General features: G+C 41.9%; 15 protein-coding genes and 1 pseudogene. 13 read left to right on the top strand and 3 right to left on the bottom strand.

The window, feature by feature from the left end; genetic code table 11:
* Positions 1-263: 263 nt before the first annotated feature.
* Together GRQ40_RS09255 and GRQ40_RS09250 are read right to left on the bottom strand one after the other, a co-directional pair.
* Positions 264-1,496: an MFS transporter gene (locus GRQ40_RS09255; protein WP_044742469.1), complete on the bottom strand. Its 1,233-nt coding sequence runs from the start codon at positions 1,494-1,496 to the stop codon at positions 264-266.
* Between the two features lie 53 nt (positions 1,497-1,549).
* Positions 1,550-1,771: a hypothetical protein gene (locus tag GRQ40_RS09250; protein WP_159719820.1), complete on the bottom strand. Its 222-nt coding sequence runs from the start codon at positions 1,769-1,771 to the stop codon at positions 1,550-1,552.
* 454 nt (positions 1,772-2,225) lie between these two features.
* Between GRQ40_RS09250 and GRQ40_RS09245 the strand changes: the two genes are divergently transcribed.
* The 3 genes from GRQ40_RS09245 (at position 2,226) to GRQ40_RS09225 (ending at position 5,133) form a co-directional block, all read left to right on the top strand.
* Positions 2,226-3,287: a PQQ-dependent sugar dehydrogenase gene (locus GRQ40_RS09245; RefSeq protein WP_159719819.1), complete on the top strand. Its 1,062-nt coding sequence runs from the start codon at positions 2,226-2,228 to the stop codon at positions 3,285-3,287.
* Positions 3,288-3,362: 75 nt separating this feature from the next.
* Positions 3,363-3,533: a hypothetical protein gene (locus GRQ40_RS09240; protein WP_159719818.1), complete on the top strand. Its 171-nt coding sequence runs from the start codon at positions 3,363-3,365 to the stop codon at positions 3,531-3,533.
* A 583-nt stretch (positions 3,534-4,116) separates the two neighbouring features.
* Positions 4,117-5,133, top strand: coding sequence for a S66 family peptidase (locus GRQ40_RS09225; RefSeq protein WP_159719815.1), 1,017 nt, complete (start codon positions 4,117-4,119; stop codon positions 5,131-5,133).
* Positions 5,134-5,291: 158 nt separating this feature from the next.
* Here GRQ40_RS09225 and GRQ40_RS09220 read toward each other — a convergent pair.
* Positions 5,292-5,790, bottom strand: a pseudogene (locus tag GRQ40_RS09220) (NUDIX hydrolase).
* 370 nt (positions 5,791-6,160) lie between these two features.
* Here GRQ40_RS09220 and GRQ40_RS18990 point away from each other — a divergent pair.
* The 10 genes from GRQ40_RS18990 (at position 6,161) to GRQ40_RS09170 (ending at position 15,830) form a co-directional block, all read left to right on the top strand.
* On the top strand, positions 6,161-6,331 hold the full coding sequence (locus GRQ40_RS18990) for a hypothetical protein (RefSeq protein ID WP_370514154.1): 171 nt from the start codon (positions 6,161-6,163) through the stop codon (positions 6,329-6,331).
* A 145-nt stretch (positions 6,332-6,476) separates the two neighbouring features.
* The gene (locus GRQ40_RS09210; RefSeq protein ID WP_066149887.1) at positions 6,477-6,662 is read left to right on the top strand and encodes a DUF4083 family protein; all 186 of its coding nucleotides are present in this window, start codon (positions 6,477-6,479) and stop codon (positions 6,660-6,662) included.
* Between the two features lie 68 nt (positions 6,663-6,730).
* A complete protein-coding gene (locus GRQ40_RS09205; protein ID WP_066149890.1) occupies positions 6,731-7,189 on the top strand; it encodes a YoqH family protein in 459 nt (152 codons plus the stop codon).
* Between the two features lie 339 nt (positions 7,190-7,528).
* Positions 7,529-9,595 carry a BglG family transcription antiterminator gene (locus tag GRQ40_RS09200; RefSeq protein WP_159719814.1) on the top strand — a complete coding sequence of 689 codons (2,067 nt, stop codon included), beginning with the start codon at positions 7,529-7,531 and terminating at the stop codon, positions 9,593-9,595.
* Positions 9,596-9,835: 240 nt separating this feature from the next.
* The gene (locus GRQ40_RS09195; RefSeq protein ID WP_044742463.1) at positions 9,836-10,117 is read left to right on the top strand and encodes a PTS sugar transporter subunit IIB; all 282 of its coding nucleotides are present in this window, start codon (positions 9,836-9,838) and stop codon (positions 10,115-10,117) included.
* Positions 10,118-10,130: 13 nt separating this feature from the next.
* A complete protein-coding gene (locus tag GRQ40_RS09190; RefSeq protein ID WP_080861317.1) occupies positions 10,131-11,507 on the top strand; it encodes a PTS ascorbate transporter subunit IIC in 1,377 nt (458 codons plus the stop codon).
* A gap of 88 nt (positions 11,508-11,595) precedes the next feature.
* On the top strand, positions 11,596-12,438 hold the full coding sequence (locus GRQ40_RS09185; RefSeq protein WP_159719813.1) for a transketolase: 843 nt from the start codon (positions 11,596-11,598) through the stop codon (positions 12,436-12,438).
* The gene (locus tag GRQ40_RS09180; protein ID WP_080861323.1) at positions 12,435-13,397 is read left to right on the top strand and encodes a transketolase family protein; all 963 of its coding nucleotides are present in this window, start codon (positions 12,435-12,437) and stop codon (positions 13,395-13,397) included. Before GRQ40_RS09185 ends, GRQ40_RS09180 begins: the two co-directional genes overlap by 4 nt.
* 259 nt (positions 13,398-13,656) lie before the next feature.
* On the top strand, positions 13,657-14,214 hold the full coding sequence (locus tag GRQ40_RS09175) for a GNAT family N-acetyltransferase (protein ID WP_159720833.1): 558 nt from the start codon (positions 13,657-13,659) through the stop codon (positions 14,212-14,214).
* A 293-nt stretch (positions 14,215-14,507) separates the two neighbouring features.
* Positions 14,508-15,830: a TIGR00366 family protein gene (locus GRQ40_RS09170; RefSeq protein ID WP_159719812.1), complete on the top strand. Its 1,323-nt coding sequence runs from the start codon at positions 14,508-14,510 to the stop codon at positions 15,828-15,830.
* Positions 15,831-15,916 lie beyond the last annotated feature (86 nt).

Raw genomic sequence — 15,916 nt, 5'->3', positions numbered from 1 at the left:
GGTTCACGGCCGCATTGGCATAGTGACAGTGAAAACGAAAATGTCGCTTCTTATCAATGGAGGTTGATTTTTAACACATCTACCGAGAAGCTCCCCCTCTAAACGGAATGAAGGCAGGAGAGGTTCATAATGCTAATGAATGAAAGTTTCTGTTTTTAAAGGAGGCAAAAAAGCTGTTGAACGTATGACTTGATTCATACGCTCAAACAGCTTTTTGTTTCAGGCTGCCTCATGCCGCCCAGCCGTCTGGGCTTTGTGAGCTGTCATGATTTAGCTTTAGCAGGATGAAGCATTCGAAACATCGGAAGCATGATGATCATCCCAATGAAAAACAGCGCGGCGGAAATCTGATAAATAAGAAATAGAGATAGCTGTTCCTTCAAGAGACCAGACAAGCTCATTGTAATGACCATCGCTCCCATGAACATCGGTGTCAATATGCCGTTGACACGGCCTACGAACGCTGCATCCGTTTGATTCATAATAATAGTGTTCATACCGATATGAAAAGCCGGCATAAACAAACCAATAGAAAACTCTGCCAATAGGGTGAGCCAAAACAGAGTGGACCAGCCGATCACAAAAATCCCTATGGCCATACTGCCCATTCCCATCATGAGTAAAATATGCGGCGCCACTCGATGGGAAAATGCCATAGCTAAACCTCCACCGATCATCATAGCGGCCCCGTGTGCGGCGAACAGCCATTGCAAATAGCTTTCTTCCATCCCAAGCCGCTCAGTCACAAGAAAGATAGACAAAGGCTGGATTAATCCCATCCCGAATCCAGCGGCAATAAATCCTCCGCCAAGAATCACAAGCACTTTACGCGACCATACATAGCGAAAGCCTTGCTTCATTTCATTCCAAAGGGGGACAGAAGAATCAGCTTTTTCGATTCGATCCGGCGGCAGCAGGGTTAGCACAAGAGCAGAGAATAAAAAAGCGAGACCGACGATCGCCATGGAAATATAAATTCCAAATTGTTGAAATACAAATGTTCCTAATACAGGGCCAATCACAACAAAGACGGCCATCATGGTTTGGAATAGCGACATGCCTGCTTGCATCTGTGCTTCGTGAACGTGCACTTTAAATAATTTCATTCCCGAAGGCTGAGAAAACTGCGATAAAATGGCAGAAACAAAGGTTGCGAGAAACACTGCTTTCCATGTGCTAAATAAAAGTGCAAGAAGGATGGCAAAGATCGATAGGGCACTTAAGAGATCACACCAGATCATCGTGCGTTTAGGCCGCCAGCGGTCGGCAAACGTTCCGCCGATAAATGAAAAGATAAAAATGGGGGCAAATTCAGCCACTGAAATAAGTGAAACAGCAAGTGCGTTGCCATTCGTTTTTTCGGTAACAAACAATAAAATCGCAAAGTTGCGAATCCAAATGCCGATTTGGATAAGCACTCCTGCTGTCATAATCGTTTGAATAAAGCGGTTACGCAATAGCGAAGCCATAGATGGATTTGTATGTGTTACGGACATAACATAACCTCTCTACTTGTATTTATTTTCAAACTGTTAAGGCTTTGCAAGATTTAGCTGCCATGACGCTCCAGCTGTTGGCTGAATGGAGATGGAGCAACCAGCATGAGAACTGTTCTTCTCTGTGCCAACTGTTCAAATGTTTGCTTGCTTAAAAATATGGCCGGCGTAAACGAGTGAGGATGACTGCTGTTAATCGCATCATCGGCTTGTTCCTTTAAGAGTTTAAGAGGAATGCCGCATATCAACCCCCCATTTTCATGATGAAAAAACATGCTTGATTTCTATTGGTTTGAACCCTTTTCCAATTCTCTCCTTTATCAAACGTGTAAAAAACAATAGGAGAAAATATGCGAATATATGTTCTATATCCCTATTATCAATCATCAGTGGCCATTTGTCAACTAAATAATAAATTTTTGAATTGATAGAAAAAGGGGGATTAAAAAGCGAAAACATCCGCCAAAAGGGATTTTCATGTTTTTGCCGAAATGAAAAATAGAAACCAAGCTTCTCTAAAAAATAAATACTATCTGATTCTCCACATCACATAAAAGAGAAAAAGTCGTTCAATAACATTTTTGTCCCTCGTTTTGCTGCATCAACTGTCCGCGGGTAAAAAAATGGATCGTGATAAAGATAAGCGACATGATGAAGTGATGATGATCAATATAGCGACGAAGGAAGATTGACAAAAACGAAAACTATTGATGATGGGGGAAAAAGCGAATGAAGAAACGCTTAGCAAGCATCACCTGTATCATGATTTTTCTAGCAAGTTGTTCAAATCAATCGGAAGATAACGAGCAAAATGACTCCCATACTGTTGAGCACGAAAGCATCATTGCGCAAGATTTAAGCGCGCCATGGGCGATAGAATGGGACGGCACCTCCTTTTATATTTCAGAACGGACAGGTTCCATTGTCAAAATAACAGGCAAGCAGAAGGTAAGACAAAATCTTCAATTGGATAAAAGGCTTGCGACGGCAGCTGAAGCAGGAGTATTAGGTTTTGCCCTCCACCCAAAGAAAAAGAACCATGCTTTTTTATATTACACATACGAGGATGAACACGGACAATTTAATCGGGTAGTGGAACTGCGTGAAAGGAGTGACGGATGGACAGAAGAGCGAGTGTTGTTAGATCGCATCCCAAGCGGCAATTTTCACCATGGCGGTAGAATCAAAATCGGACCAGATCGCAAGTTATATATTGCCACTGGAGATGCAACCGATCCAATGCTGGCGCAGGATTTATCGTCAATTGGAGGAAAAATTCTGCGGATGAATTTGGATGGGACGATACCAAGAGACAATCCTTTTTCTGACTCATTTGTTTATAGCTATGGGCATCGCAACCCCCAAGGTCTGGTTTGGGATGAGAACGGTCAGCTGTATAGCTCTGAACACGGCTCCAGCGCGCATGATGAGATCAATACGATCCAACCTGGGGGCAACTATGGCTGGCCTTTTATTCAGGGAGACGAGAAACAGGAAGGAATGATCAAGCCGTTATTCCATTCTGGCGGTCATACTTGGGCGCCATCTGGACTCGCTTATAACCGAGGGATTTTATACGCTGCCCAACTGCGTGGCGAAGGAGTTTTAGCGTTCAATCTTGAAACGAAAACATATAAGCAAATCGTGAATCATGTGGGCCGGGTACGTGATGTGTTTATATGGAAGGATTATTTATATTTTGTCACGAATAACACGGACGGCAGGGGGGTTCCCAGTCATCACGATGATAAGTTCATCCGCATTCCGTTAGCGAAGAGTTTTTCACACTAGCTAAAAGAAGATTTCTGCGTTGCTTTATAAAAACATGTCGAGGTTTACGGAAGTCGAGAAAAAGGAGAGAGGTTTGTGAAAGAAACGAAAACGATTTTCATGACCGATCCCCTTGTTTTCTCTATGCCTGTTGAGCCATCACAAGAACCATTTGTTGACCTTGCTTACTTTGATCCAGATATTGCAGTAGATCCGGTTTTTGCAAACAGAAGCGATTACTTTTCGTTTGTGTCCGCCTGTCGATAGCCAAGAAGCTTTCTATAGCCAAAGCCTTGCTTCCAAAGGGCCTGCGCTTTTTGGTTAAAGAAGGATACAGACCTTTGCATATTCAGCAGCGTGCTTTTGATCGTGCTTTGCAACGGGCAAAGCTCCAGTTTCCAAACAAAAATTCAGCTGATCTTATAGCAGAGGCATCTAAATATGTGGCTCCGCCAAATATAGCTCCTCACCCAACAGGAGGGGCCATCGATTTAACTTAGGTTGATGTGAATGGCAGCGAGTTGGACCTTGGTACACCGTATGATGCTATACCGCAAGAGACAGACAACGCCACTTTTTTTGACGCAGCCAATATTAGCGAAGAAGCTCGAAAAAACCGGCAAAACCTCGCTCATGCTCTTCAATCTGTCCGTTTTGTGAATGATTTTACAGAATGGTGGCATTGATTATATGGCGACCGATATTGGGCGGTGATGACCCAAGCCAACCCCCGCTGTTTCCGAACAAGAACGGATCGATTTATGTAAACATTCATAAATCAATAGTGGTGTCGTTATCCAAAGACTAAACTGCAAAATTTGAATGGTTAGACAGAACAGGAGAGAGGCGAATGATCGAATATCCATTTTTACGAAAAGGAGCAACAATTGGTATCACCGCACCTTCCTCAGGCGTCAAGCCCGCTTTGCATCCGATGCTTCGAGGGGCTTGCGAACGCATAGAGAAAAAAGGGTATAAAGTCGTTTGCGGTGAAACGGTTTGGACGCAAGAAAAAGCCAAATCGGCTCATGCAAAAAAGAGAGCGACCGAATGGATGGACATGATGCAAAATGAAAAGATTGATTTGATTATCCCGCCTTGGGGAGGGGAGCTATCAATTGAGATTCTCGAAGAACTCGATTTTGCAAATATTAACAAAAAATGGATTTTAGGGTATTCTGATACAAGTGTTCTACTATTAGCGATTACGCTAAACACCGGAATCGCCACTGCTCACGGAACGAACTTTGTAGATATTAGAGGTGAATATGTTGATGAGACAACAGCCATGTGGGAGACGGTTTTGTCGACGCAGCCAGGTGCAGCTGTGATTCAATATTCTTCGCGAAAATATCAAAAGGAGTGGCAGCATGACAACCCATCTCCATGCGTGTTCCATCTTACAGAAGAGACATATTGGAAAACCATTACAAATAGACCTGTCAACCTGCAAGGCCGATTGCTCGGTGGCTGCATTGATGTCATTCGGCATTTGATTGGCACACCTTATGGCCGTGTCCGTGATTTTCGTCAAACCCATCTCAACGGCGAGCCTATCATTTGGTATTTAGAAAACTGCGAGCTTTCCACTACAGATTTGCGGCGTTCTCTTGTGCAAATGAAATTGGCGGGTTGGTTTGATCATTGTTCGGGAATTTTGTTTGGGCGCAGCGCTGCCAATAAACCGATTGATGGCTATACAGCAGAAGATGTGTATCAAGATTTGGCGCAAGAGCTGCAAATTCCCATTGTGTACGATATCGACTGCGGACACGTTCCGCCGCAAATCACTTTTATTAACGGAGCGTTGGCTGAAGTCAAAGTGAACAACGGAAAAGGGATCGTTATCCAACATTTCAAACCGTAAATGTAAGCAAAAGAGACATGAACATCGCTCCTAAATTCAGGAGGGTTCATGTCTTTCAAAACGGTTGCTCTGATGGACAGCTATTGTTCAGCAAACAGGATGAAAGAAGCTAAATGTGGCGATAGGAGCCCATCGAACCCTTTACTCTTGCTTGAAGGTTAATGTCTATGATGGTTTATAGCACGATAAAGGATTTCCTGATAAAGTTCGTTCCAATCATGATAATAGTCTATTACTTCATTTGGATTAATAAAAATTCTTTCAACTGATTCGTATTTTCCTTCAAAGTCCAATACTTGCTCAATATCCATACGATAAAAAACCTGATAGCCGATTTTGGGATAAGGACTGCTTTCATCCCATTTCGGATTGGCGCTATGATCAACGACAATATGCCCTAAAAGAAAACAGCTTCCTCTCACATAGCCTTCCTCATATGCTTCACGTTTGACACATTCTGTAGGAGTTTCTCCTTGTTCCATATGTCCACCGGGAAAGTCCCATCCCCTTATGGTTAAGATTCACCAGCAGCAGCTTGCCATCTTTAAAGCAAAAAGCATGGGCACTTGTTATTAAATGTCTTGGCGGAAGCTGTGTATCCGAATTCCACGTTAATCTTACTTTTGCCTCTCCCCATTGAACAACTTTCGTGATCATGTTTTTTCCCTCCATTTGTATCTTATACTATAAAGGTTTTTAAAACAGGAGTAGTTCAAATGAACTGAAATCTTCCTCGTATCTTTACTTTTCAATGTCATGCTCGTAACGATCTTATCAACGGGGCTCCGTTTTTATTTGTTGAATAAGGGGGAAACAGATATGAAGAAAACGATCTATGATTGTAGTATTGCTTATAAGAAGCCTTATTACTGGGGCGATGTAGTACCATTATAAATTATGAGAAGTTGGTTTGGGAAGGGGGAGCGAATAAGGCGTTACCGCCGCCGCAACACGCAGGCATTTACTATTTTTAGCTTGGGCGTCTTTCGTTTTATCATGCGCGTTCATATTTATTGGACTGTACAATATGGATGCGCCGCTTGTTGAAAAGGATCATTACGCCGTCTGCGCCTGTTTTTTAGTCATGTCCTCATTCGTGCTGCAAAAAAAACGATCCGCGACAATATGGAAGACGATAATTATGAGAAAGAGCATATGCCAAAAAGGACGGAAAAAGAAAAAGCGAAATGATCCTTAGATGAATGTTCAATTATGTATTTTGTGCATAAAGAAGCATAACACGTCTTTATATATGTTGTCTTATCTTAGGGAAGCTTAAAGTAAAATTTTCTCTGCTACTGCGTCACTCCTTATGGTACAATAAGGAAAAAAGGAGAGTTGACATGCAGTGGGGAGACCTCATCTTTTTGCTGTTGATGCTCGCGTTATTTGCGGCTTTCATAAGTGCGATCTTTTGGGCGACCCGATCATTATTAGGGAGAAGCAGAGGCTCTGAAAGCCAATTAACTCAAATAGAAGAAAAGCTCGATCGGATCATTGAACTGCTGGAGAAGCAAAGGAAAAAATAGCGGATGGATGGTATAAGGGCGTAAAAAAAGATAAACACTAACCCAAAATGAACGGAATGGAGGTACATATGCAACGGGTCATTTTGGGATTAGGGTTAATCGGGATGATGACTGTAAGCTCTCACCACACTTATGCAGAATCTGAACGATCTTTGCCATGCAGCATGATTTTGCCATCTGTAGATCAGCGAAGTAAAAATGCAAACGGAGCCGCTCTGATTTACAAGGTGAAGCTGACGCCAAGTTTTCCGCGAACAAGCATCAGTATCCACGCTCTCCATTTGCCCGCCCCTAGCACTTTAGGAAATTACGATACGTATGAAGGGTTTGCTTTTATTCCAGGAGAAATTAGCTGGCGATTCAAGCTCCAGCCCATCCAAGAAAAGCATGGTTCGATATGGGCGGGAAAAATAGAGGATATTACCGCTCAAATGACAGGAGTGCAAATACAAGTGCGCCCATCCAATTCAAAAACGAGGCAATTAGGAGCTCCTGTCTTAACGAACCATGTGAAATATTGTAAATGAATATCGAAAAATAAAAAACAGCTGGCTGTTCATAGCCAGCTATTTTTATGACAGAAATGGCAAATGAACAATTGATCGATTCACTTATGATCTTCGTGTTGTATACGTATGATGAATGACGGCACTTGTCAAAACTCACGTTCGGAAGGCCAGCTGTTGCCGGCTACACCTAGACAAATGTGGAGGGAGCGAGGCGTTGTATATCTTGCTCAACAAGCGCCACGGGTTAATCAGATTGATCACAATGATTCATTATCTAACAAACATTCATTGTGCCAAACCATCCGCCACATTGTATCCGCTTTCACTTATACTATAACTAAAGGGAGGAGCTGCCTCATGCTTGATAAAAAAAATTCGGAATTATTTCAGCTGCTGATGTCGACAAGGCCGAAATCTTATCCGATTTTTATTGAAACCCATAGCTTGAGCGCAAGGCGCTTTTTTTACCATTTGGAAAAAATTAATGATTGGCTGAAGCAAAACGATTTGCCGGAAATCGATACAAAGCAAACAGAGCTGATCATCCCAAGTCAGTTGATTGAGTATTGGAAGAGCCAACAGATGAAAACAAACCCTATCCATAGGAAACAGGTTCATTTTGATGAACGTGAGCGGGTTTTGATTTTATTGCTTTATACCTTTATTCGAACAGAGCTGATTTCAAATGCGCACTACCAGTTTTTATTAAACGTCAGCAAAAATACGGTTACTACTGATGTTAAACGCGCCAATGAGTTCAGCAAAAAATTCAGGGTCAAGATCCGCTATACGAGAGAACAAGGTTTTCATTTAAGAGGATCGGAAGAAGACAAACGAAATTTAATGCTAAAATGCATTTCTATGTTTTCGTCTCATCCTTCTAAGCATGAAATCTTTGAATATCTTTTTAGGAAGCAGGGGCATCAAGATCAATTTACAACTTACGAAAAACATTTAAAGAACGTGGAAAAAGCTTTTCGCTTAACCTTTATTGAAGAAAGAATGTTTGACTTTATTTACCTGCTGCAAATGATTCACATTCGCCAGCATCAACAAAAATGGGTTCAAATTCACTCTGATACGAACCAATTTTTACAAAAGCATGATATGTATCCAGTCGCTCTGACAATCCAACAAGCTCTAAATGAAAGCACACAAACTGAAGAACTCGCCTATTTAACTATTCTGTTATTAGGAATTACCCAAGGACAATTATCGCCAACATCGACCGAGCTGCTAACTTCTATGACGAAAAAAATTATCAATGATTTTGAAAAATATGCGTGCTTTCAAATAAAAAATAAACCAAAAGCGATTGAAGCGCTTTATCGCCATTTTAAACCAGCCTATTATCGCATGCTGTATAAAATTCCGATTACCAACCCGCTATTAGAGGAAATTAAAGAAGAGCATGCAAGCTTGTTCAGCTTTGTATCAGAAGTGATGAAGCCCATTCAAGAAATGCTTAATATCGATATTCCCGAAGATGAGATTGGATTTTTGACGATTCACTTTGGTGCTTTGCTTGAACAAAATGCACTTGAAGCCAAAAACAAAAAACCGATACGAGCGGTCATTGTTTGTTCTAACGGTATTAGTTCAAGTTTAATGGTTGAAACTTATTTGCACTCATTATTTCCAAACTTCCACTGGCTTTCGCCTATGTCAAAGGATGCGTTTTCCAATCTGGATGAGCGAGACTACGATATCGTGTTTTCTACGGTTCCGCTGCAAACAAGTAAGACACTCTTTATCGTTAAACCGATTATGAACGAAGCGGAAAAAAAGCTTCTTCATCATACGGTAATGCAGCAACTATTTACCCATTCAACTCCATATCCGACACCGGAGCAAATTATAAAAATTATCGAAAGATATTGCGTGGTGCAGCATGCAGAAAAATTGAAAGAAGACATTACGGCCGTGTTATATGGACAGCCGAACAAAACCAACTTGAGGAGGAGACAACCGTTGTTGAATGAGCTGATTACAGAAGAAATGATTCAATTCGAAACAGGCATCTCCGATTGGAAGAAAGCCATTGCTAAAGCGGCAGAACCACTGTTGCAAAACGGATATATTCAGCCGTCCTACATTGATGAAATGATTGGAAACGTCGAGAAGTTAGGACCATATTTCATTGTCCATCCAGAGCTAGCGATTCCTCATGCTAGACCGGAATGCGGGGTACAAAAATTAGGAATGAGCATTTTAAAGCTTGATGAGCCTACTTATCTATTAAATGAAGAAAAGAATGCAGTCAAAGTGTTGATTTGTCTTGCAGCCATCGATAATACAACACATCTCAAAGCTCTCGCTCAGTTAACGAAGCTATTAGGAAATAAAGAAAGCCTTCAAGCACTTTTTCAAGCGAAAGATAAAGCCGAGCTTTTACAGCTTATTCATCAATATTCACTGACTTAATGCATGAATGAAACTTACTTCATGAAATAGAGAAAGGAGGCGAAGGGCCAAACTTCATATACGAATATTTTCATAGACATGGAATTGATGCCGTTTTTCGGCCGGTCGGATGGTTGGACCAAAACTGAATATAGGATGAAGAGAAGCGAAAGTCATCTCTGACCATCAATGTTCCAGAGGTCATAAGATTATTTTGTAAAAAACTATTTGATTCCAATAATTTTTTAGGAGGGATTTAGATTGAAAATTTTAGCCATTTGTGGATCCGGTCTTGGAAGTAGTTTTATGTTGGAAATGAATATTCAACAAGTATTAAGGGAGCTAGGGGTTGATCACATCGAAGTCGAACATTGCGATCTCAGCTCCGCTACAAGCGATATGGCTGATTTGTTCGTGATGGCTAAGGATATTGCAGAAGGCGCCAGCCATTTGGGAGATCGCATTATATTAGATAGCATTATCGATCAGGAAGAAATGAAAAATAAGCTAAAACAGAAGCTGGAGGAATTAGGAAAATTATAAGGAGGGGGTTCATGTGGGAAATGCGGTATTAAAGTTTGTGATGGATATTTTAAGCGAGCCGGCTGTATTAGTTTCCATCATTGCGCTAGTTGGACTCGTCATTCAAAAAAAGCCTGCCAGCGATATCATTAAAGGAACCACCAAATCGTTTTTAGGCTTCATTGTTATCTCTGCCGGGGCTAGCATCTTAGTGAGCTCGCTTGATCCTTTCGGCAAAATGTTTCAAGAAGCTTTCCACGTCAATGGAGTGGTGCCAAATAATGAAGCGATTGTGGCGATGGCATTATCCGAATACGGATCATCAACCGCTCTTATTATGTTTTTTGGAATGATTGCTAATATTTTAGTCGCTCGCTTTACAAAATTAAAATATATTTTCCTGACGGGACACCATACCTTGTATATGGCGTGCATGATTGCCGTGATTTTAGTTGCTGCGGGATTAAAAGGATTTCAGCTCGCCTTCGTCGGTTCTTTAGCGCTTGGTCTGATTATGGCGATTTTCCCAGCGCTGGCGCAACCGTTTATGAGAAAAATCACAGGAAATGATCAAGTCGGATTTGGCCATTTTAGCACGCTCGGGTATGCCTTATCTGGGGCGATCGGCAGTCTTGTCGGCAAAAATTCGCGTTCAACAGAAAAAATAAACTTTCCAAAAGGGCTCGGTTTTTTAAGAGACAGCTCTATCAGTATTGCATTAACAATGACCATCCTTTATATCATTGTAGCCATCATTGCTGGACCGGACTACATCGAAAAAAATTTAAGCGGCGGGAAAAACTTCATTGTCTTTTCCATCATTCAAGCGATTACGTTTGCCGCGGGAGTGTTCATTATTTTATCTGGAGTTCGGCTTGTCCTAGCAGAAATTGTTCCTGCGTTTAAAGGAATTTCGACCAAGCTTGTTCCAAACGCCAAACCAGCTCTTGATTGCCCCATTGTGTTTCCATATGCACCAAATGCGGTATTAATCGGATTTTTTTGCAGCTTCTTAGGTGGGATCGTCGGCATGATGATTCTTGGAATAGCCGGTTCGATCATTATTTTGCCAGGGGTTGTTCCGCATTTCTTCACAGGTGCGACAGCTGGCGTATTCGGGAATGCTACTGGTGGAATACGGGGCGCAACCATTGGATCTTTCGCCAATGGGCTGCTGATTACTTTCTTGCCGGTGTTCTTGATGCCGGTGCTAGGAGATTTAGGGTTTGCCAATACCACCTTCTCTGATGCCGATTTTGGGGCTTCTGGCATTGTGTTAGGTTATATAGCGAATGATTTAGGTTCAGTAGGAATTACTGTGACGATCATCGCCGCTGTCGTCATTGCCGTCGTCCTTTCTTTTATTCGCAACAAGAAAAATGCTTCTCCTGATCATACCACCAACGTTTAATGTTGGTGGTTCTCTTCTTAGAATGGTCTGCTCCCGGTTTTATTTTAATAGCTTTTTTGCATCAGTCATGATGAAGGAGGAATCAAAGATGAGCGAGCTGGAACGATTTCGCGATCAAATCAGATTATGGACATTAAAGCAGCTATATGCTTTAGGGTTCGGCCATTATGGAGGAAGCCTTTCAATTGTTGAAGTCCTAGCTGTGCTATACGGCAAAATCATGAACATTTCTCCACAACAAATGCACGATGAACGGCGTGATCGTTTTATTTTATCAAAAGGGCATGGCGGACCAGCCCTTTATGCGACATTAGCTGTCAAAGGTTTTTTTTCATATGATCTGCTCTATACATTGAATCAAACTGGGACCCGTATCCCTTCTCATCCCGACCGCAACTTAACACCGGGGGTAGAAATGACAACAGGTTCGTTAGGACAAGGACTTTCGGTCGCTGTCGGTGTTGCCTTATCACAAAAATTATCTGACTTGCCGTCTTATACGTATACGATTGTGGGAGATGGAGAATTAAACGAAGGCCAGTGCTGGGAAGCGATCCAGTTTGCGGCTCATCACAAGCTCCATCGCCTATTTGTCTTTGTCGATGACAATAAAAAGCAACTGGACGGCTGGACCAAAGAGATATGCGATCCTATCGATTTTGTAGAGAAATTCCGCTCTTTCGGCTTTTGGGTGCGCCGAGTGAACGGCGCGAGCTTGGAAGAGATTGAAGCAGCCATTCAAGCGGGAAAACAGCAAACAGAAAAGCCCGTGGCGATCATTCTCGATACGATTAAGGGCCAAGGCGTGCCGTATTTAGAACAAAAGGAGGACAATCACCATATAAGGCCATCAGACGAAGACCGTCAAGCGATCGAGGAAGCGATTTATGAACTCGAACAAAAATGTTCCACAGAGGATGTGATCAGATGAGCCTAAAGTACTGGCCGTTGGAATTAGAAGAAAAGGAAATGCGCCAAATCTATGCGGAAACGCTTTTAGAGCTGGCGCAAAAGGATCCGCGCGTGGTCGCCTTAGAAGCAGATTTAATGAGTTCGATCTCCACCAATAAAATCCAGTCGTTTATTCCAAAGCAACTAATCAATTGCGGCATTATGGAAGCTCATATGATGGGAGTGGCGGCCGGCTTCTCTCTAACTGGAAAAATTCCGTTTGTTCATACATTTGCTCAATTCGCGACAAGACGAGCCTTTGATCAATTATTTGTATCATGCGCATACGCCCAATTAAATGTAAAAATTATTGGATCTGACGCGGGAGTGACGGCAGAGCACAACGGTGGAACTCATATGGCTTTTGAGGACCTTGGTCTTGTAAGATTGATTCCGCATGCGACCGTTTATGAAGTCAGCGACAGCACCATGTTTCGCGCACTGCTTAAACAAATCTATCAAGAATACGGGATTCATTATATTCGCACCATCCGTAAAAAAGCGACGCGTCTTTATACAAATGGTGAATCCTTTCCAAAAGGAAAAGGCAAATGCTTGCGCCAAGGTCGTGACGTCGCTATCATCGCATCCGGAATTATGGTGGAAGAAGCATTGAAAGCAGCGGAACAGTTAGCCAACCGAGGAATCGAAGCGATGGTCATTGATATGTATTCCATCAAGCCGATTGACCAAGATTTGCTCATACATGCGGCTCAAAAAACAGGATTGATTGTCACAGCCGAAAATCATAATGTCATTGGCGGATTAGGGAGTGCCGTTGCTGAAACGCTGATGGAAACATATCCGGTTCCAGTATACCGTGTGGGGGTTCGTGAACAATTCGGTCAAGTTGGAAAAATGGATGAATTAAAAGAGGTTTACGGGCTAACAGCGGAACAAATCGTCCAAACGGTAATGAAGAAATGGCCGAAAGAATAAGCTCATTTATGGTGGTGTTTTCACAGCAAATGGGCTTGAAAACGCTTGGCAAACAAGGAGCGTAGCCGTTCGAATCTCATGATGAGAGGACGCAGTGACGCAGAATAAAATCGTTTATCAAGAACTTGAAACACGCATTATATGCGTGTTTTTTATATCGAACAGGATTTCAAACGAACAAGGAGAATGTAAGAATGAGGACGGCCAACCGTTTCGTGGCATTCTTTTTTCAGGAAAGGATAAAGATAAGGAGGATCGCATCATGAGAGTCTACGAAACCGATCGCTTGCGGTTAAGAGAACTAGATGACACATTTGCTGAAACCGTGCTGAGATATTATGAAAAAAACCGAGATTTTCTGCAAAAGTGGGAGGCGGACAGACAAGAACATTTTTTTACATTGGAATATCAAGCCAATCGATTGCGTCAAGATTTAGAACTAGCTAAAGCAGGAAATTTGCTTAAGCTTTGGCTGTTTCGCAAGGATGCTGGAGATGAAGCCCCAGCCATTGGCTGCATTAGTTTTAGCCATATAATCCGCGGCATTTTTCAATCGTGTATTTTAGGATATAAGCTGGATCAAGAGGAAATAAAGAAAGGATACATCACGGAAGCACTGAAAAAAGGAATCGGCATCATCTTTAATGAATATCGGCTTCATCGAATTGAAGCTCCCATTATGCCCAAAAATAAAGCCTCCATTCGAGTAGTCAAAAAACTTGGCTTCGAATGTGAAGGGATCGCCAAAAAAATGCTCAAAGTGAACGGAAAATGGGAAGACCACATCAGATGGGTGTTATTGAATGACCAAGTGTAAGGATATGGACAATTGGCTGCGAATATTTTTAAAAAGGTGCTAATGTTTAAGACAAAAAGGAGGTGATGGTCTGCCTTCATTACGTTACGTCATCAGCATGAAGTCGGATAAGATACTCTAATGAACAGGCCCTATATCTAGTTATAATAATAAATAAACAGTGAAGTAGTTTCAGTTCATTCTCTCCAAATATTTGAGAAATTGAAAAATTAGGAACAAATACACTGTTAATTCGATAATATTTCGTTTATTTATAATAGTATGAATATTCATGTTGTAAAGGAGAGAATGCTGTGAAAGTATTGTCCAATTTTTTTACTGTACTCGTTCAAAGGTTTTTGCCAGATCCTTTTGTCTTCGCGTTGATTCTAACCGCTATTTTGTTTATATCCGGGATCATCTTCACTCCCCATAGTCCACTCGAGATGGTTCATTTCTGGGGAGATGGTTTTTGGGACTTGCTGGCATTTGCTATGCAAATGAGCTTGATTTTAGTAACAGGGCACGCTTTAGCAAGTTCACCGCTTGTTAAAAAAGGACTGCAAAACCTTGCCGGTGTTGCTAAAACGCCTGCTCAGGGAGTCATCCTCGTAACATTAGGAGCGGCGATCGCTTCTTTAATTAATTGGGGATTTGGCTTAATTGTCGGCGCTTTGTTTGCCAAAGAAGTGGCAAAACGAGTGCCAGGTTCTGATTATCGTCTGTTAATTGCAAGCGCTTACATAGGATTTTTAACATGGCACGGCGGACTTTCTGGATCGGTTCCTTTATTAGCAGCCACACCCGGTAATCCGATGGAGAAAATATCCGGGATCATTCCATTAACGGAAACTATTTTTACCGGTTTTAATTTGTTTATTACCGTCTCGCTTCTTATTGTTTTACCGATTATGACAAGGTTCATGATGCCGAAATCACACGAAGTGGTAACAATTGACCCAAAACTGCTTGCTGAAGACCAAAACAATATACCATTGGCAGCAACAAGTGAAAAGAGCTTTGCGGTGCGGATGGAAAACAGCAGAATCTTAACCTATCTCATCGTTGCACTTGGGTACGCATATTTAATTTATTACTTTGTTACGAATGGATTTAAAATGGATGTCAATACCGTTAACTTAATCTTCTTTTTTACGGGTTTATTATTACACGGCACGCCTTTATCGTATATGCAAGCAATCACGAATGCTGCCCGTGGCACAGCTGGCATTTTAATTCAATTTCCTTTTTATGCCGGAATCCAAGGGATGATGGAGGAATCAGGATTAGGCGGCATGATTACGAATGCCTTTATCTCCATTTCTAATGAACATACTTTTCCGATTCTCGCTTTTTTAAGCTCTGGCTTCATTAATTTCTTTGTTCCATCTGGAGGAGGGCATTGGGTCGTTCAAGGACCTTTCATTATGCCGGCAGCTGCTTCGTTAGGAGTCGATCCAGGTATTGCCGCAATGGCTATTGCGTATGGCGAGGCATGGATGAATATGGCACAGCCGTTTTGGGCACTGCCAGCTCTTGCGATTGCGGGGTTAGGAGTCCGAGACATTATGGGATATTGCGTAACAACGTTATTAGTATCGGGAATTATTTTTATAGTCGGACTGACATTTTTCTAATTTTTTGTAAATAAAAAGAAAATCCTCCTTGTATGTCAAAGGAGGATTTTTCATTGTATCGCATCGGTGGACGAAGGAAAGAGGTA

The sequence above is a fragment of the Anoxybacillus sp. PDR2 genome, from assembly GCF_009834045.1.
GTDB lineage: Bacteria > Bacillota > Bacilli > Bacillales > Anoxybacillaceae > Anoxybacteroides > Anoxybacteroides rupiense.
The sequence above is the reverse complement of the archived record's forward strand: the minus strand, read 5'-3'. Positions and strand labels throughout refer to the sequence as shown.

Coding starts and splice junctions, on each gene's coding strand:
- GRQ40_RS09255 (WP_044742469.1), bottom strand. CDS start 1,496: ATGTCCGTAACACATACAAATCCATCTATGGCTTCGCTATTGCGTAAC.
- GRQ40_RS09250 (WP_159719820.1), bottom strand. CDS start 1,771: ATGTTTTTTCATCATGAAAATGGGGGGTTGATATGCGGCATTCCTCTT.
- GRQ40_RS09245 (WP_159719819.1), top strand. CDS start 2,226: ATGAAGAAACGCTTAGCAAGCATCACCTGTATCATGATTTTTCTAGCA.
- GRQ40_RS09225 (WP_159719815.1), top strand. CDS start 4,117: ATGATCGAATATCCATTTTTACGAAAAGGAGCAACAATTGGTATCACC.
- GRQ40_RS18990 (WP_370514154.1), top strand. CDS start 6,161: ATGGATGCGCCGCTTGTTGAAAAGGATCATTACGCCGTCTGCGCCTGT.
- GRQ40_RS09210 (WP_066149887.1), top strand. CDS start 6,477: ATGCAGTGGGGAGACCTCATCTTTTTGCTGTTGATGCTCGCGTTATTT.
- GRQ40_RS09205 (WP_066149890.1), top strand. CDS start 6,731: ATGCAACGGGTCATTTTGGGATTAGGGTTAATCGGGATGATGACTGTA.
- GRQ40_RS09200 (WP_159719814.1), top strand. CDS start 7,529: ATGCTTGATAAAAAAAATTCGGAATTATTTCAGCTGCTGATGTCGACA.
- GRQ40_RS09185 (WP_159719813.1), top strand. CDS start 11,596: ATGAGCGAGCTGGAACGATTTCGCGATCAAATCAGATTATGGACATTA.
- GRQ40_RS09180 (WP_080861323.1), top strand. CDS start 12,435: ATGAGCCTAAAGTACTGGCCGTTGGAATTAGAAGAAAAGGAAATGCGC.